General features: G+C 68.5%; 13 protein-coding genes. 3 read left to right on the forward strand and 10 right to left on the reverse strand.

Features of this window, described 5'->3' with window-relative positions; all coding sequences use genetic code 11:
* On the forward strand, positions 1–1,236 hold the full coding sequence (locus ACP59X_RS00540) for a molybdopterin molybdotransferase MoeA (RefSeq protein WP_428563564.1): 1,236 nt from the start codon (positions 1–3) through the stop codon (positions 1,234–1,236).
* A 133-nt stretch (positions 1,237–1,369) separates the two neighbouring features.
* Here ACP59X_RS00540 and ACP59X_RS00545 read toward each other — a convergent pair whose 3' ends face one another.
* The 3 genes from ACP59X_RS00545 to ACP59X_RS00555 are packed head-to-tail and all read right to left on the reverse strand — an operon-like array spanning position 1,370 to position 4,617.
* On the reverse strand, positions 1,370–2,365 hold the full coding sequence (locus ACP59X_RS00545) for an EipA family protein (RefSeq protein ID WP_428563566.1): 996 nt from the start codon (positions 2,363–2,365) through the stop codon (positions 1,370–1,372).
* Entirely contained in the window at positions 2,362–3,447 is a 1,086-nt protein-coding gene (locus ACP59X_RS00550; RefSeq protein ID WP_428563568.1) for an SGNH/GDSL hydrolase family protein, read from the reverse strand. The genes ACP59X_RS00545 and ACP59X_RS00550 overlap by 4 nt, the downstream gene beginning before the upstream one ends.
* Before the next feature lie 27 nt (positions 3,448–3,474).
* On the reverse strand, positions 3,475–4,617 hold the full coding sequence (locus ACP59X_RS00555) for an AMIN domain-containing protein (protein WP_428563570.1): 1,143 nt from the start codon (positions 4,615–4,617) through the stop codon (positions 3,475–3,477).
* Positions 4,618–4,782: 165 nt separating this feature from the next.
* Here ACP59X_RS00555 and ACP59X_RS00560 point away from each other — a divergent pair, with 165 nt between their 5' ends.
* The gene (locus ACP59X_RS00560; RefSeq protein WP_428563572.1) at positions 4,783–5,019 is read left to right on the forward strand and encodes a hypothetical protein; all 237 of its coding nucleotides are present in this window, start codon (positions 4,783–4,785) and stop codon (positions 5,017–5,019) included.
* A gap of 78 nt (positions 5,020–5,097) precedes the next feature.
* Positions 5,098–5,643 carry a hypothetical protein gene (locus ACP59X_RS00565; protein WP_428563574.1) on the forward strand — a complete coding sequence of 182 codons (546 nt, stop codon included), beginning with the start codon at positions 5,098–5,100 and terminating at the stop codon, positions 5,641–5,643.
* 119 nt (positions 5,644–5,762) lie between these two features.
* On the opposite strand, the gene ACP59X_RS00570 is transcribed toward ACP59X_RS00565, so the two are convergent.
* From ACP59X_RS00570 to ACP59X_RS00600, 7 genes are all read right to left on the reverse strand, one after another.
* Complete coding sequence (locus ACP59X_RS00570; protein WP_428563576.1) at positions 5,763–7,904, reverse strand: SGNH/GDSL hydrolase family protein; 2,142 nt, start codon at positions 7,902–7,904, stop codon at positions 5,763–5,765.
* Positions 7,905–8,095: 191 nt separating this feature from the next.
* The gene (gene hisG, locus ACP59X_RS00575; protein ID WP_428563578.1) at positions 8,096–8,977 is read right to left on the reverse strand and encodes an ATP phosphoribosyltransferase; all 882 of its coding nucleotides are present in this window, start codon (positions 8,975–8,977) and stop codon (positions 8,096–8,098) included.
* Positions 8,978–9,355 carry a phosphoribosyl-AMP cyclohydrolase gene (hisI, locus tag ACP59X_RS00580; RefSeq protein ID WP_428563580.1) on the reverse strand — a complete coding sequence of 126 codons (378 nt, stop codon included), beginning with the start codon at positions 9,353–9,355 and terminating at the stop codon, positions 8,978–8,980.
* 94 nt (positions 9,356–9,449) lie between these two features.
* The gene (rlmN, locus tag ACP59X_RS00585) at positions 9,450–10,502 is read right to left on the reverse strand and encodes a dual-specificity RNA methyltransferase RlmN (RefSeq protein ID WP_428563582.1); all 1,053 of its coding nucleotides are present in this window, start codon (positions 10,500–10,502) and stop codon (positions 9,450–9,452) included.
* A 700-nt stretch (positions 10,503–11,202) separates the two neighbouring features.
* Complete coding sequence (locus tag ACP59X_RS00590) at positions 11,203–12,525, reverse strand: HD domain-containing protein (protein ID WP_428563584.1); 1,323 nt, start codon at positions 12,523–12,525, stop codon at positions 11,203–11,205.
* 43 nt (positions 12,526–12,568) lie between these two features.
* On the reverse strand, positions 12,569–13,864 hold the full coding sequence (locus ACP59X_RS00595; protein WP_428563586.1) for a dihydroorotase: 1,296 nt from the start codon (positions 13,862–13,864) through the stop codon (positions 12,569–12,571).
* On the reverse strand, positions 13,861–14,799 hold the full coding sequence (locus tag ACP59X_RS00600) for an aspartate carbamoyltransferase catalytic subunit (RefSeq protein WP_428563588.1): 939 nt from the start codon (positions 14,797–14,799) through the stop codon (positions 13,861–13,863). Before ACP59X_RS00600 ends, ACP59X_RS00595 begins: the two co-directional genes overlap by 4 nt.
* Positions 14,800–14,932 lie beyond the last annotated feature (133 nt).

The following is a 14,932-nucleotide window of genomic DNA, read 5'->3' on the forward strand; positions in this document are numbered from 1 at the left end:
ATGCGCGAAGGTTTTTTCCGGGCCGTGTCCACGGCCGAATTCACGGACTTGCTGCGGGCGTTTTCTCCCCTTGGACCCGAAACCGTCCCCCTGGCCGCGGCGTGGGGCCGCTTTCTGGCCGCCGATGTCATGGCCGGGGAAAACCTGCCGGCCCATGCCCGCGCCGCCATGGACGGCTACGCCGTGCGCGCCGCCGACGTGTTCGGGGCCACGGAGTCGAACCCGGCCTACCTCGACCTGGCCATGGACATCCCCATCGGCGAACTGCCGCCGGCCGCCCTGCCGGCCGGGCACTGCGCCCGCATCGTCACCGGGGCGCTTTTGCCCGACGGCGCCGACGCCGTGGTCATGGTGGAATACACCGAGGACCTGGGCGCCGGGGCCATCGAGATGCGCAAACCCGTAGCCCCGGGCGACAACATGCTTTTCGCCGGCGAGGACGCCGTGGCCGGCCGGTGCCTGCTGCCGGCCGGAACGCGGATCCGGCCCCAGGAAATCGGCATCCTGGCCGCCCTGGGCCACGACCGGGTCACGGTCGGCCTGCGGCCGACCGTCGGCGTGCTCTCCACCGGCGACGAACTCGTGCCGATAACCGAAACGCCCGCGCCCGGCCGGATTCGCGACGTCAACAGCCACGCCCTGGCGGCCATGATCGAGGCCGCCGGCGCCGTGCCCAGGCTGTCCCCCCTGGTGCCGGACGACCTGGCGGGCATCGGGGCCGCCCTGGGCGCGTCGTGCGCGGCCAACGACCTGACGCTGCTTTCCGGCGGCAGTTCCGTTGGGGCGCGCGATTTCACCATCGAGGCCCTGCGGGGGCTCGGCGCGGAGATCCTGGCCCACGGCGTGGCCCTAAGCCCGGGCAAGCCGACCATCCTGGCGCGCCTTGCCGGCAAGCCGGTCATCGGCCTGCCCGGCCAGGTCACCTCGGCCCAGATCGTCATGCTGGTCTTCGGGCTGCCGCTTCTGGCCCACCTGGCCGGCGATCCGGCCGCCTTCGACCGGCCGGCCCGGACCTTTCCGGCCGAACTGGCCCGCAACGTGGCCTCCAAGCAGGGGCGCGAGGACCACGTCCGGGTGCGCCTGGAGGACCGGCCGGGCAGGCTTCCCCTGGCCCATCCCGTGCTCGGCAAATCCGGGCTGCTCAAGACGCTGCTCCTGGCCGACGGCTGCATCGTCATCCCATGCGACCGCGAAGGCTTCCCCGGCGGCGAAACCGTCGCCGTGCGGCCTATTTAATTCAAGCGAAGATCGGGGCGCCGCCCCGAACCCCGCCGGGGGGCATGATGCCCCCCGGACCCCCTCCATGGCGAAGCCGGCCATGGCTTGACGTAGCGTCAGGCCATGGCCGGCTTCGTGTATCCCCCGCATCTTAAAATGGATTGATCTCCTGGGTGCGGGTGTAGTGCTGGTAGCCGACGTTGGCGCCCAGGCGCAGGCCCACGCCGAAGCGGATGGGGGCCAGGGTGATCTGGTCCGAGCGCTGATAGTTCATGCCGAAGCCGCCCAGGATGTAGGCACTGCCGTCCACGCCCGGGAAGCGCTGGAAGATTTCGTTGGGGTTGGTGGTGCCGTAGACCAGGGTGAAGACCTTGACCGCGTTGACGCCGAGGTCCAGGCCCAGGGACGGGCTTTGCCAGTAGACGGGCACAGGCTTTTGCCCTTTGAGGTTGAGGGTGCCCGTGCCGTAGCGCAAGCCGACCACCAGCGCCCCGCCGGCCTCGTTGCCCTTGATGAAACCCGTGGGCTGGCCCAGGTCGTTGAAGGCCCGGGCCACCATCTCGGCCAGGCCCCGGGAGCCGCTTTCGAAAAAGCCCATGACCTCCTTGTTGACCTCGGCCCGGTTGTAGGTCTGCTGCCGGGTGGGCAGCGGCGGTGGTGGCGGTGGTGGCGGCGTGAAGTTGGTCTGGCCGTTGATGGGCGTGCCGCCGGTCGGCGGTGGCGGCGGCGTGCCGGCGGGCTGTCCGTAGGGGGGCGTGCCGGCCGGTGGCGGCGGCGGTGTACCGCCCGGCGGTGGCGGCGGTGTACCGCCCGGCGGGGGCGGCGAGAGGTTGGTCTGGCCGTTGATGGGCGTGGCGCCGTTCGGGTGTGGCGCGGTTGGGGGGGCGCCGGCCGGGGTGGCCGGGGCCGGCGGCGCGGCCACGGGCTGGGGGGCCGCCTGGCCGGGGGCCGGTGTGACCGTGGCCGCGCCGGGCTGGGAGGCCGGTTGTTGGGCCGGGGCGGGTTGGTAGGCCGGTTGCTGCGCCGGGGCCGGCGCGGGGCCGTCGGTGAGCGAACGCTCCTTGAGCGTGGATTGGGCCGAAGCCGGTGTCCCGGCAAGCAGGGAAACGAGCAGGGCCAGGGCGAAGGCGACCGTTTGGCGCGTCATTGCGGACCTCCGTCGTCGTGTTCCGGTTTGAGGGCGAGCCGGGCGCGGATGGCCGGCAGCAGGGCTGCCGTGATGGCCTCGCGCCCGGCGTCGGTGTTGTGGACACCGTCGGCGGTGTAGGCCGGGGCGTTACGCCCGCACAAGGCGTCGCGCAGGTTGACGAAATAGGGTTTGCCGGCCAGCCCCCGTTCCAGGGCGGCATAGACGGTCATGAAGTTCTCCCGCACGTGGGGGAAGGTTTTGCGCCCGAGGATGGCATCCTTTTCCTTCTGGCCGACGCCGGCGTCAAGGCCCGGGCAGGTCTCGACCCAATAGAGCGGTTGCAGGGCCAGCAGAAAGGCCGCGCCCTCGGCGGCGCACAGGCGGTTGATGAAGTCGTAGCGCTTGACCGTCAGTTCCACGAAGGTGGCCAGTTCCGGGGAATCCGGGTCCACGGGCTTGGCCGTGTACAGGAGTTTCTGGAGCAGCTCCCGGGTGAAAGAGGCGAAGTAGGCGGCGTTTAAGGGTTTGAGGATGCCGTAGCCGGATTTGTAGTAGCTTTCGATGACGCCCTGGACGCGTTCGCGGCCTTCGTGGGCGTAGGGGGTCTTTTGCACGGCGAAGTAGTTGGCGTCATTGGCCCCGTCGTAAAAAACCACCAGGTTTGGCCGGATGGGGAATTCGATGAACTGCTTCTCCAGGTACTTGGACTCGAGCAGCGAATTGAAGGAGTTGACGCCGAAATTGAAGCAGTTGAAGGCGTAGGGTTTTCCCGTTTCGTTCAAGGCCTTGGCCACCAGGCTGGGGATGGAGTGGGCATAGGGCGCGGCACTGGCCCGCATGGTGGAACCGCCGAAAAACCAGAGGACCTTGGACAGTTCCGGATACCCCTCGGCCACGGCGATATTGGCCGTGGGCCACACGCCGTTTCCCATCAGAAACAGCGCGTAGGGGTCGTAGACGGCCTTGGGCCCCTCGCGCAGGTTGCCGTAGATGACCCAGTTGGTGGTGGTGATGACGGCGAAGGACAGCGCCTCCAGGCACAGCACGCCGATGATACCCCATTTGATTGTTTTGACGGCCGTTGCGAAGAACCGTTTCACCGCTGGTCGTTCCTTTGGCGCTTGGGGTTATTTGGGGATGCGCAGGAGCACGCCCTCGGGCACCCGTTCGAGCGTCGGTGCGCCGCGCAGCTTGGCCGTGGCCTCGGGCGACATGTCGAGGACCACGCGGAACATGTCCGGGTGCCTGCCCACGCGGATGTGACGGATAAAGGCGTCGCCGGTGTCGCTGGCCGCGGGGCCGGTGTAGTTCCAGGCGCCGGCCACGTCCACGACCAGGCGGGGGGGATCGGTCAGGAACATCTTGGTGAACGTCCCCGGGGCCTTGCTGGTCTGGATGAGGAGCTCGTACTGGCCGGGCTTTTCCTCGGCCACGATGCGGATGACGGTGCCGGAGGCGGCCGTGGGTGGCGTTTCCACCTTGGCCACTGGCTTGGCTTCGGTTTTGGCCGCGGGTTTGGCTTCGGCCTTGGCTGCCGGTTTCGGTGCCGGGGTGGCTGGCGGGACGGCGGCCGTGGCGGCGGGTTTGGCTTTGTCCTTGCTTTTTTCCTTGCCCTTGGCCGGTGGGGCCGGGGCCGCCGGCACGGGCTCCACGGCCGCAGGCGTGGCCGTGTCCATGGCCGGGGGTGTCTCGGTCGGTGCCGGGGCGGCCATGGGCTCAGCCGGGGTGGTGGCCAGGGGAGGCGCTGGCGCGGGTTCGGCCGGCGCGTGGGGAGCGGCCTTGTCGCCGGTCTTGGCCTGTTTGCCCTTGGCCGGGGTGTCGCTGGTGATTTCCGCGAACATTTTTTCCAGGGTGTCGTCGCCGGCCACCGTGGGCAGGGGCGCCGGCTTGGCAGTGGGTGGCGTGCCCCCGGCCGGTTTGGCGGGCGTCGGCGTGACGCCATTGGCGGTCGGTGCCGGGTTGGCCGCGACCGGGGCCGGTACTGGCGGTGTCGGCGCCGGTGCGACAGCCGCAGGCAGGCCCGTTGCCGGGCCGGCCGTGGCGGGCGCGGCCGGGATGGGGGCGGAAGCCTGGCCCACGGCGCCGATGGGTGCCTGTACCGTGGGCACGGGGGCGGCAGCGGTGGGGGCCGGGGGGATGGCCGCGACCTGCTCGGCCGCGCCGCCGGAAAACAGCCTCGGTTTCTTGAGGATCGCCAATCCCACCACCACGGTCGCGGCCAGCGCCACCGCGCCGATGATGATCATTTTGTCGCCGCGCGTCAGGGCCATGTGTTTTCTCCCGAATCGTCGCCGCACTTTCGGTTCCGGCTTCGGGCGGCCACGCTACCCGAGCTTGGCGATTCCCTCAAGGGGCAGGACTTTCCCGGCAACCGGGCCGGATGCGTTGACAATCCGTCGCCTTTTCGTGTTTCGTCGCGAAAACGGGAGCAGGGCATGCAAAACAAGGTCCGTTCCGTGCGGGTTCCGCCGGAAATCGAAACCATCGACCTGGCCAGTCTCATCAAGGAGTGCGCCCGCCATCTGCGCGACCTGGAGTCGGCGAGCCTGCTCAACTCCCAGGGCAACCCCGAGGCGGCCGAGGCGCTGGTGCGGGCGCGCCAGACCGATCTGGGCCGGCGCATCGGCAAGCTGGTGTTCGAGGCCGGCAAACGCGGCCGCGAGAAAAAATAAACCAGCCTTCACTTGCGCGGCGCCGGGTCGGGGCGTAGGCCACGGCCGTTGCCAGACCGCCGCCGCAGGAGCCAAGCCATGTCGCGTCCGTTTTCGCTTTCGATCGCCGTTTTTTGGGCGGCCCTGGCCTGGGCCGTTGCCGCCCCGGCCGGAGTGACCCTCGATGGGGACACCTGCCGCCAGGTTTTCGACAATCCAAGGGCCGAGCACATCGCCTGCCGCACCGGTTTTCGCCTGGACGAAGCCACGCGGGCCAAGCTCGAATCCTCGTCCTTCGGCCTCATTTCCGATCTGGCCTGCGCCGCCGACCTCACGGCCAACCGTTCGGACGTCCTTGGCCGGGTGCGGGCCGGTGGCGACGTGGCCCTGCCCCAGCAGGAAGTGCGCTGCCGGCTGACCGCCGGCGGCGATCCCGTCAACGTCCGCTTCCACCTGGCCCCGGTGGTGCGCATCGACAAAAAGTCCCGACGGGCCGTGGATGCCCGGCTGGGCGTGCGCGACCTGACGGGCATCCCCGAACCCCTGGCCACGGCCGTGGCCGAATTCCTCAACAGCGAGCCGACCCTGCGCAAGAGCCTGGTCGGTGCCGCCAACGACATCCTGCCCAACCTGCCCAACCGCTAACGGCGCACCGGGCCTGGGCGCGGCCCCGGGGCACGCCGCGCCGGCACTGCCGGCCCGTGTCGCGTCCTTGAAGCGGACAGCGGCTTGTCCACGCGCAACAGCCTGTAACGGGACGCTCCCTAGGGCGCCCCGGCCGTAGCCACGGGCAGCCCCAGGATGGCGAACCGGGTGAAGGCCACCGCGTAGGGGCTGGCGTCGCCGGGCGGGGCTTCCGTGCCGTGGCCGTTCCATTTGCCGTAGCGCACGGTGATGGTATTGGCCCCGGCCTTGGCGGCGATGGGCAGGCGCACATCCGTTCCCTCGGTCAGCCAGGCCTGGCGGCCAAGCCCGGCCAGGCGGGCCTTTTCCTGGCCGTTGACGAGGATGATCACGTCCTGGCCCGGTATGCCGTTGGTCAAACGCGCTTCCAGGGTCAGGGGGGTGTCCCGGGCAAGGGTGAAGGCAACAGTCGATTGCGGCCCGAAACCCCAGCGCCAGGTGCCGATGGTGTCGTGTTCGATGCCGCCCAGGCCCGAAAGCGCCAGGTCGGGGCGCAGGGTGTTGGGGCTGAGCAGATCCCCCGGCTCCGGTGCGGGAAAGGGCGTCGGCACCACGGCCGGCAGCGGCGCCGCCGCCTCCAGGGAGGGGTAGAAGGACAGGGAAAACGGCCGTGGCGCCGCTCGGTTTTCCCCGGGCGTTTCCGTCAGCAGCGAAGCCTTGGCGGCCAGCACGAAACGCAGGGCAAGGCGCAGGTCGGGCGTGGGGCGCAGCGGGATGGCGGCAAAGGCGGTGCGCGTTTCATTGCCGTCGCCAGGCACGGGTTCCAGGCGGGCCAGGTGCTTGACGGGCACGAAGGGGCCGCCATCCTGGGAGGCGAAGACGCTGACCGTGGATTCGGGCCGGGGCAGGCTGTAGCGGAAGGCCAGGTCCAGCACGGCGGCCGGGCAGCCGGGCGCGGCCCGCACCTCCAGCACGCCCGGCCGGGCCGGGTCGACCTGGGCCAGGGCGGTCAGGCCGAGGGCGCCGTCGGGTGTCAGGGCCAGGTTGTCCCGCAGGCGCTCGCCCAGGATGGCGTGGGGGTCGCCGACCGGCACCGGGGCATTGGCCCGGGGGTCGAAGCGCAGGCCGGCCGTGCGCAGGCCGGCGAAATCGCGCACCGGCAGCCGGCCGCCCGTCCAGCGGGGGCGGTTGCCGTCGAAGGTCAGGCCATCGGCCAGGCGGCGGGCGATAAAGGCGTTGCCGGCCGGCGAGCAGTGCGGGTCGTCGTGCAGATACAGCGGTTCCCCTTGATCGAAACGCCGGGCCATGAAGGCGAAGGTCAGGTCGAGCACGTCCACGCCCCGGGCGACGAGCGGGGCGACCAGGGCGCGGCTGGCCGCCGTGCGGGCGTTGTCGAGCTGGTTGGCGTCGGGCACGATCAGGAACAGGAACCGGCCGCCGGCCTGCTCGACCTTGGCCCGCAAGGCCAGGGCCTTGTCGATGTATTCCTGCCACAGCGGGGCCAGGACCGACAACGAGTCGTCGGAGACGATGCCTTCGTAGGTGGCGACCAGGCGCTGTTGGGCCTCGGACAGGGAGGCGCGGTAGGGGCCGCCCGAGAGCAGCACCTCGCGCTCCTGGGCCGAGGCATAGGCGGGATGCGCCCCGGCCCAGGCGATATGGAGCTTTTGGGCGAAGCGGTAGAGCTCGGTGCGGCAAAGCGCCCGCTCCAGGTCGCCGCGCGGCGCCGGCTTGGCCTGGCCGAGCAGGAACAGGCCGAAGGGCTGCCGCCGGACCATGTCCTGGATGTCGTTGAGGAAAAATTGCAGGATGACCAGGTCGGGCCGGCAGGCCTTGCCTTTTCGCTCGAAAAAGGAGGCTTCGTCGTCGATGCCGTAGCGGGGGTACCCGGCGTTCATGACGTCGAAGGCCAGGTCGGGCCGGGCGGTGGCCAGCATGGCCTGCAACTGGGCCGGATAGGTGTAGGGGTCGTCCACGCCGTAGCCGAAGGTGTAGGAGTCGCCCAGGCACAGGATGCGGATGGGCTCGGCCCGGCCGGGAGCGGCTTGTGCCTTGCTGTCCCGAAAGCCTCGGCCGTCGCTGGACAGGGTGTAGGACAGCGCCGCGTTGACGGCGTCGCGGGCGCGCAGGTTGGGCTCGAGGTCGCCCGGGGTGTCCGTCTGGAAGCGGGGCACGAGCATGCCGGGCGGCGTGTAGTCCACCAGGCGCAGCACGATTTCCGCCGCGCCGAGGGCCAGGCAGAAAACGCTCAGGAACAGCAGCCAGGGGAGGAGTTTTTTCATAGGGGAAGCGGCACCTGGCGCCCCGGCGAGGGAAAGCCGCGCGCGGGCGTTTTTGGCCTTCGAATGTGCGCAACCCGCCCGCCGCCGTCAAGGCCCGGCCGTGGGGCCATGGCCGGGCGCTGACGGCGGCGGGCAAGAAAAAGCCCCGAACCGAGGCCCGGGGCTTTGCGCGCCTTGTGGCGATGTGTTCCCTAGATGACCTTGTTGAGCGCGTATTCGATGATGCCTTCGGCGCCCAGGTCGTGGAGCTTGGGGATGAGGTCGCGCACGGTGCCCTCGGCCACGACGATTTCGATGGACAGCCAGTTCTTGTTGTAGAGGCCCGCCACGGTGGGCGAGGTCAGGCTCGGCAGCAGGGCCATGATCTCGGGCATTTTTTCCTCGGGCACGTTCATCTTGAGCCCGACCAGCCCTTCGGCGCACAGCGCGCCCTGCAGCAGCATGTTGAGCACCTCGATCTTGCGGCGCTTGAACGGGTCTTCCCAGGCCTTCTTGTTGGCAATAAGCTGGGTGTTGGTCAAAAGCAGCTCGGAGATGATGCGCAGGCCGTGGGCCTTTATCGTGGTGCCGGTTTCGGTCACTTCCACGATGGCGTCGGCCAGGCCCTCGACGACCTTGGCTTCGGTGGCGCCCCAGGAGAATTCCACGTCCACGGGCACGCCGGCGCCGGCGAAGTACTGCTTGGTGAAGTTGACGAGTTCGGTGGCGATCTTCTTGCCGGCCAGGTCCTCGGGCCGCTTGTAGGGGGCGTCGGCGGCCACGGCCAGGACCCAGCGGGCCGGCCGGTTGCTGACCTTGGAATAGACGAGGTCGGAGACGATAACCACGTCGGACTCGTTTTCCAGGATCCAGTCCTTGCCGGTCAGGCCGCAGTCGAGGGTGCCGGATTCGACGTAGCGGGACATCTCCTGGGCGCGGCACATGGAGCAGGTGATTTCGGGGTCGTTTATCTCGGGGAAGTAGTTGCGGTGGTGCATCCGGATTTTCCAGCCGGATTTCTCGAACAGCGCGATGGTGGCGTCCTGGAGCGAGCCTTTGGGGATGCCGAGTTTGAGCATGTTGTTGCCGGACATTTATTTATAGACCTCCTTGGGATCGAAGACCATGGGCGAGCAGGTACGTTCCTGCCCGTCGCTTGTGAGTTCGGTGAAAAAGCAGGATTTGCGGCCGGTATGGCAGGCCGCGCCGCCGATCTGTTCCACGAGCACCAGGATGGTGTCGTTATCGCAGTCCAGGCGCACGGATTTGACCTTTTGCACATGGCCGGAGGTGCCGCCCTTGTGCCAGAGTTTCTGGCGGCTGCGGCTGAAATAATGGACCTCGCCGGTTTCGAGGGTTTTGTCGTAGGCCTCTTCGTTCATGTAGGCCATCATGAGCACCTCGCCGGTGCAGGCTTCCTGGGCGATGGCGGGGACGAGGCCGCCGCACTTCGCGAAATCGGGTCGTTTCATGGAAGGGTTCCTTTGGCCGTTATTTGCGCGAAAAAGGAGAGCTAGCTTACATAAACGCCAAATGGGTGACAAGCTCCGCGTCGCCAGCCGAATTTTATGCGCCGCCCTCGGCCTGGCAGTCCGCCTCGGCCCGCAACTGGCCGCAGGCGGCCGCGATGTCCGTGCCCTTGCTCTTGCGGATCGTGGCGACAATCCCCTTGTCCTTCAGGATATTTTGAAACGCCAAGACCCGCTCGGGGCGCGGTTGGCGAAAAGGCAAACCCGGCGTGGCATTGTAGACGATCAGATTCACCTTGGCCTTCACGTGGGAAAGCAGCCGCACGAGCTCCCGGGCGTCGGCGTCCGCGTCATTGACCCCGGCCAACAGCAGATATTCGAAGGTCAGCGATTCCCGGGACTTGAGCGGATACTGCCGCAAGATTTCCATAAGTTCGCCAAGAGGCAGCCTGGCCGCGGCCGGCATGATCTGCTCGCGCTTTTCCTGGGTCGGCGCGTGCAGCGAAATCGCAAGCGCGCACAAGCCCGTTTTCCCCAAATCCAGCAGATGCCGCTTCACCCCGGCCGTGGACACCGTGATGCGCCGGCTGGAAAAATCGAGCCCCTGGGGATGATGCAAGGCCTCCAACGTCTTGAGCAGATTCTCGTAATTGAGCAACGGCTCGCCCATGCCCATGAAGACGAGGTTGCGCAAGGACAGCGCCTCACCCCTGTCCAGCAGGTACTGCCGGGCCACCAATACCTGGCCCAGCATCTCGCCCGGCGTCATGTTGCGCCGAAACCCCAGCATGCCCGTGGCGCAAAACCCGCAACCCATGGCGCAGCCGACCTGCGTCGACAAACAGGCCGTATAATGGTCCTTCTCGGGAATGAGCACGCACTCGACCGCCTCGCCGTCGGTTAGCCCCAACAGGAACTTCACCGTGCCGTCGCCGCTCTCGCGCACGCGTACGACGCGCGGCCAGGCAATGGTAGCTCGCTCGGCCAGCCGCGTCCGCAAGGCCTTGGACACGTCGGTCATCTCGCTTATGTCGCGGCAGCCCTTCTGCCACAGCCACTGCCAGACCTGGCGCGCCCGGTACGGCGGCTCGCCCAGGGACACGATCAGGGCCTCAAGTTCATGGAAAGTCAGGTCGGTGAGATTGGTCATACGGTTGGGGCTGGTGCGTTTGCGGGTTGGTGGTTGCTGGGTGGCGGTTGGCGGTTGCAGGTTGGTGGTCAGGGTCGGTGGTCGGGGGTTGGTGGTTGCTGGTTGGGGGTTGGGGGGCCGGGCAATGCGGGGCGGCGAGGGGAATGCCTCCGGCGGGCAGGGCGCTGCCCTGCACCCGCCAGGAGGGGCAAAGCCCCTCCTGGACCACCCCACTGGGGGGCGTCACGCCCCCCAGGCCCCCCGTCCGGCGTCGGTTGGCGGCGAGGCTGCGGTCACCGGGGCGGCCGGAAGATGCGGTGCCGGAATGTGGCCGTCGCTGCCGCCGCTTTCGCGGCAGGCTCGACGGCCACATTCCGGCACCGCGAGCCGTCGGCCCTTCGGGCCGAGTTCTTGGAATTTTACTTTGAAAGCCTTCTGATCGGCCTTTTCTTCAAATGCGGCGCTTCGCCGCTGGCGCCCGTGGTCGGGGAATTCGGGCCGGCGTGCTGGCCGGCTTTGCGGCCAGTGTCGCCGGCCCGAATTCCCCGACCACAACGACCGACGTCCCGCCGCCCAACGTTCCCGCAACCGTTCCCGCCGCCCCGACGAGGGGGGCCGGGGGGGATCATCCCCCCCGGCGGGGCCTGGGGCAGCGCCCCAGTCTTCCTCTTCCTGCCGTCTCCCGCCTCTCTGCTCGCTTCACTCGCCTCTCGCCTCTGGTCTAATGCAGTTCCTGCTTGTCCCAATAGGCCCGCACGAAGCCTTCGGCCTCGGCGAGGCTCGTGACGTCGCCGCTGATTTGGGCCTTGAGCAGGGCGTCGCGGATGAGGCCGACGGCCGGCCCGGGCTTGAGGCCGAGCAGTTGCATGATCTGGGCGCCGTTGAGCAGGGGTTCGAGCATTTCCTCGGGCGTTTCGGTGCGCTCGAGCATTTTCTTGTTGTGGTTGAATTCCTTGTAGGTGCCGCTGACGGCCTTGATGTCGGCCCGGGCCATTTCGATCAGGCGCGGGTACTGGTCCAGGGCCTTGAAGCGGCGGATGCCCCGGTCGGTGAGCATGAAGTGGAAGCGCATGTGGTTGCGCACGAGGTTGCAGACGAGGTCGGTTTCGTCGGGCGGGAACCCCAGGCGCGAGAGGATCTTGCGGGCGACTTTGGCGCCGACCTGATGGTGCTGGTAGAAGCGCAGTTCGCCGCCGGCGTATTCGGCGGTGTGGAGCTTGCCCACGTCGTGGAACAGGCAGGCCAGGGTGCCGTACCAGTCGTAGGGCAGTTCCTCGGGGTAGTGGCGCATGACGGCGAGCGTCTGTTCGAAGAGCGTGTATTCGACGCCTTCCTCGGTTTTCTGCTTGATGCGGGCGAGCGTCGCCACTTCCGGCAAAAACCAGTGCAGGATCATGGTGTCGTAGAGCAGTTCCACGAAGGTGGCCATGTTTTCGGCCTCGACGCGGCGCCATTCGTCCATGACGTCCTTGACGGACACGTAGTCGAGGATGCGGCGCGAGGCCCGCAGGATGGCCATGAGCGTATTGGCCTCGACGGGGATGTTGTAGTTGGCCGAGAAGCGCAGGGCCCGCACGGCCCGCAGGTAGTTCTGGCGGATGCATTCGTCGGGGATGCCGACCAGGCGCACTTCGCCCGAGGCCAGGTCGGCGAAGCCGTCATGGTCGTCGCGCTGGTGGGGCAGGTAGGGGCAGGCCTGGTGCGGCGGCAGGATGCCCAGTGCGTCGAGGCGGTCGATGAGGCGCGGGGTGAGCCGGGCCACGGTTTCCTCGGGGTGGGAGGCGTCGGCGGTATCGGCCGGGTGGAAATGGAAGAGGGTGTCCCCCTGAAGGACACGGGCGAAGGCGCCGCTGGCGGTGGCGGCTTCCGTATCCGGAAAAAGCTTTTGCAGTTCGGCCAGGGGCGCGTCGGTGGCCAGGTCGAGTTCCGGCGCGGCCGGGTCCAGGGCTTTTTCCTGCAGCACGGCGTTTACGACGTAGGCGTCGTAGCCGTTGCGCATGATGGTCTTGCAGATGGCGGTGGCGTCCTTGAAGGGTTGCGCCATGGATTCCTCCGGGGGCGTTTTCGGGTCGTCTCGTTGGATGGGGTCAGTCCCGGGCGGCCGTGCGGTCGTGGACCACGACGCCGTCGACGGCGGTCAGGACCACGCGGCCGGTGAGCGGCTGGCCCAGGAGCGGGGTGTTCTTGCCTTTGGAGCGCAGGGAGTCCGGCGTGACGACCCAGGAGTCTTCCGGGTCGAAGAGCAGGAAGTCGGCCGGGTCGCCCGGGGCGAAGCGGTTGGCCGGCAGGCCGAATATTTCGGCCGGCCGCCAGGCGAAGCGGGTGACGATGTCCTCGGGGCTGAGCCTGCCCTGGCGCACCAGTTCCCACAGGGCGGCCAGGGCGGTGTCCAGGCCGGAAATGCCGTTTTTGGCGTCCTCGAAGGGGGTTTCCTTTTCGTGGGCGGCGTGGGGGGCGTGGTCCGTGGCCAGGATGTCGATGACGCCCGCGCGCAGGGCGTCGATGAGGGCCAGGCGGTCGGCGTCGGTGCGCAGCGGCGGATTGACCTTGGCCATGGTGTCGTAGCCCAGCAGCGCCGCGTCGGTCATGAGCAGGTAGTGTGGGCAGGTTTCGGCCGTGACCGGGGCGCCGCGTTTTTTGGCGGCACTGATGAGTTCCACGGCCCGGCGGCAGGAGACGTGGGCCAGGTGGATGGGGACGTTCAGGTATTCGGCCAGCAGGATGTCGCGGGCGACCTGGATGGCCTCGGCGGCGTCGGGCTGGCCGCGAAGCCCCAGGCGGGCGCTCATGGCCCCTTCGTTGGCCCCGGCGCCCTTGGCCATGAACGGGTCCTCGCAGTGGTCGATGACCGGGGCCAGGTCGGCGGCGTATTCCATGGCCCGGCGGAAGATCTCGGTGTCGGCCACGGGCTCGCCGTCGTTGGAAAAGGCCACGCAACCGGCGTCGCGCAGTTCGGCCATGGGCGCCAGTTCGCGGCCCTTGAGGCCGACGGTCAGGGCGCCGATGGGAAAAAGGCGGGGCCCGTTGGGCCAGGCGTCCTTGGCCCGGCGCAGCATGAACCGGGTGATGGCGGCGTTGTCGTTGACCGGGTCGGTGTTGGCCATGCACAGGATGTTGGAAAACCCGCCGGCGGCCGCGGCGGCCAGCCCCGAGGCGATGTCTTCCTTCCATTCCTGGCCGGGCTCGCGCAGGTGGGTGTGGGCGTCGGTCAGGGCCGGCAGGAGAAGGAGGCCCCGGCCGTCGATGCGCCGGTAGCCGTCGTCATCGGCCGTTTGGCCGTGGGGGGAAAGTTCCCGGACCTTGCCGCCTTCGACGAACAGGTCGCAGGCGTCGTCGCGGCCGGGGACGTTGACGTTGGTCACGGCCAGGGCTTGGGCGGTCATGCCGGTCCCCCTTTGTCCTTGCGGGTGATGTGCAGGTAGAGGATGGCCATGCGCACGGCCACGCCCGAGGAGACCTGGTCGAGGATGAGCGAATTGCCGGCATCGGCCAGGTCCGAGGCGATTTCCACGCCCCGGTTGATGGGGCCGGGGTGGAGCACCTTGACGCCGGGGTTGGCGCGCCCGAGCCGCTCGGTGGTGAGGCAAAACCGCCGGGCGTATTCGCGCAGGTCCGGCAGCAGCCCGGCTTCCTGGCGTTCGAGTTGCAGGCGCAGGCACATGACGGCGTCGGCGCCGGCGAGGGCTTCGGCCGGATCGTGAAAGATTTCGGCGTCGAGGGCCTTGGCGTCCCTGGGCAGGAGCGTGCGCGGGGCGCAGATGCGCACCCGGGCGCCGAGCATGGGCAAAAGGCGGCAGTTGGAGCGGGCCACCCGGCTGTGAGCCACATCGCCCAGGATGACGATGGTCTTGCCGGCTAGGCTGTCCCAGACTTCCAGGAGGGTGAACAGGTCGAGCAGGGCCTGGGTCGGGTGAGCGTGCCAGCCGTCGCCGGCGTTTATGACGGCGCAGGACACGCGCTTGGCCACGAAATCGGCCGCGCCGGACGAGGCGTGGCGGATGACGATGGCGTCGGGGTTCATGGCCTCCAGCGTGAGCACCGTGTCCTTGAGGGTTTCGCCCTTTTGCAGGGAGCTGCCGGTCTTGGCCAGGCCGAAGGTGTCGGCCGAGAGGCGCTTGCCGGCGATGTCGAAGGAGGTCTTGGTGCGGGTGCTCGGCTCGGCGAAAAACAGCACGACGCTTTTGCCCTTGAGCGTCGGGACCTTCTTGACGGGGCGGGTGTTGATTTCCCGGAAGGAGGCGGCGGTGCGCATGACCACGTCCACGTCTTCCCGGGACAGCTGGGAAACGTCGAGCAGATCCTTGTGGGGCCAGTTCATGTGAAGAAACCTCGGGCGGTTTTCGGCCGCGCACCCATGCGCGAAATCCCACCGATATTTTCACAAGGCCCTGGCCGCGTCAATGCGCGCGAAGGGGGGCAAGGCGACGAAAGGAACCGGGGTACCAGCACGG

It is taken from the genome of Solidesulfovibrio sp. DCME (assembly GCF_049995385.1).
GTDB lineage: Bacteria > Desulfobacterota > Desulfovibrionia > Desulfovibrionales > Desulfovibrionaceae > Solidesulfovibrio.

Bases quoted from the DNA above. Each gene is read 5' to 3' on its own strand.
- hisG (WP_428563578.1), bottom strand. From the start codon at position 8,977: ATGTCCGGCAACAACATGCTCAAACTCGGCATCCCCAAAGGCTCGCTC.
- ACP59X_RS00600 (WP_428563588.1), bottom strand. From the start codon at position 14,799: ATGAACTGGCCCCACAAGGATCTGCTCGACGTTTCCCAGCTGTCCCGG.
- rlmN (WP_428563582.1), bottom strand. From the start codon at position 10,502: ATGACCAATCTCACCGACCTGACTTTCCATGAACTTGAGGCCCTGATC.
- ACP59X_RS00545 (WP_428563566.1), bottom strand. From the start codon at position 2,365: ATGACGCGCCAAACGGTCGCCTTCGCCCTGGCCCTGCTCGTTTCCCTG.
- ACP59X_RS00565 (WP_428563574.1), top strand. From the start codon at position 5,098: ATGTCGCGTCCGTTTTCGCTTTCGATCGCCGTTTTTTGGGCGGCCCTG.
- ACP59X_RS00560 (WP_428563572.1), top strand. From the start codon at position 4,783: ATGCAAAACAAGGTCCGTTCCGTGCGGGTTCCGCCGGAAATCGAAACC.
- ACP59X_RS00540 (WP_428563564.1), top strand. From the start codon at position 1: ATGCGCGAAGGTTTTTTCCGGGCCGTGTCCACGGCCGAATTCACGGAC.
- ACP59X_RS00595 (WP_428563586.1), bottom strand. From the start codon at position 13,864: ATGACCGCCCAAGCCCTGGCCGTGACCAACGTCAACGTCCCCGGCCGC.
- ACP59X_RS00590 (WP_428563584.1), bottom strand. From the start codon at position 12,525: ATGGCGCAACCCTTCAAGGACGCCACCGCCATCTGCAAGACCATCATG.
- ACP59X_RS00555 (WP_428563570.1), bottom strand. From the start codon at position 4,617: ATGGCCCTGACGCGCGGCGACAAAATGATCATCATCGGCGCGGTGGCG.
- hisI (WP_428563580.1), bottom strand. From the start codon at position 9,355: ATGAAACGACCCGATTTCGCGAAGTGCGGCGGCCTCGTCCCCGCCATC.
- ACP59X_RS00570 (WP_428563576.1), bottom strand. From the start codon at position 7,904: ATGAAAAAACTCCTCCCCTGGCTGCTGTTCCTGAGCGTTTTCTGCCTG.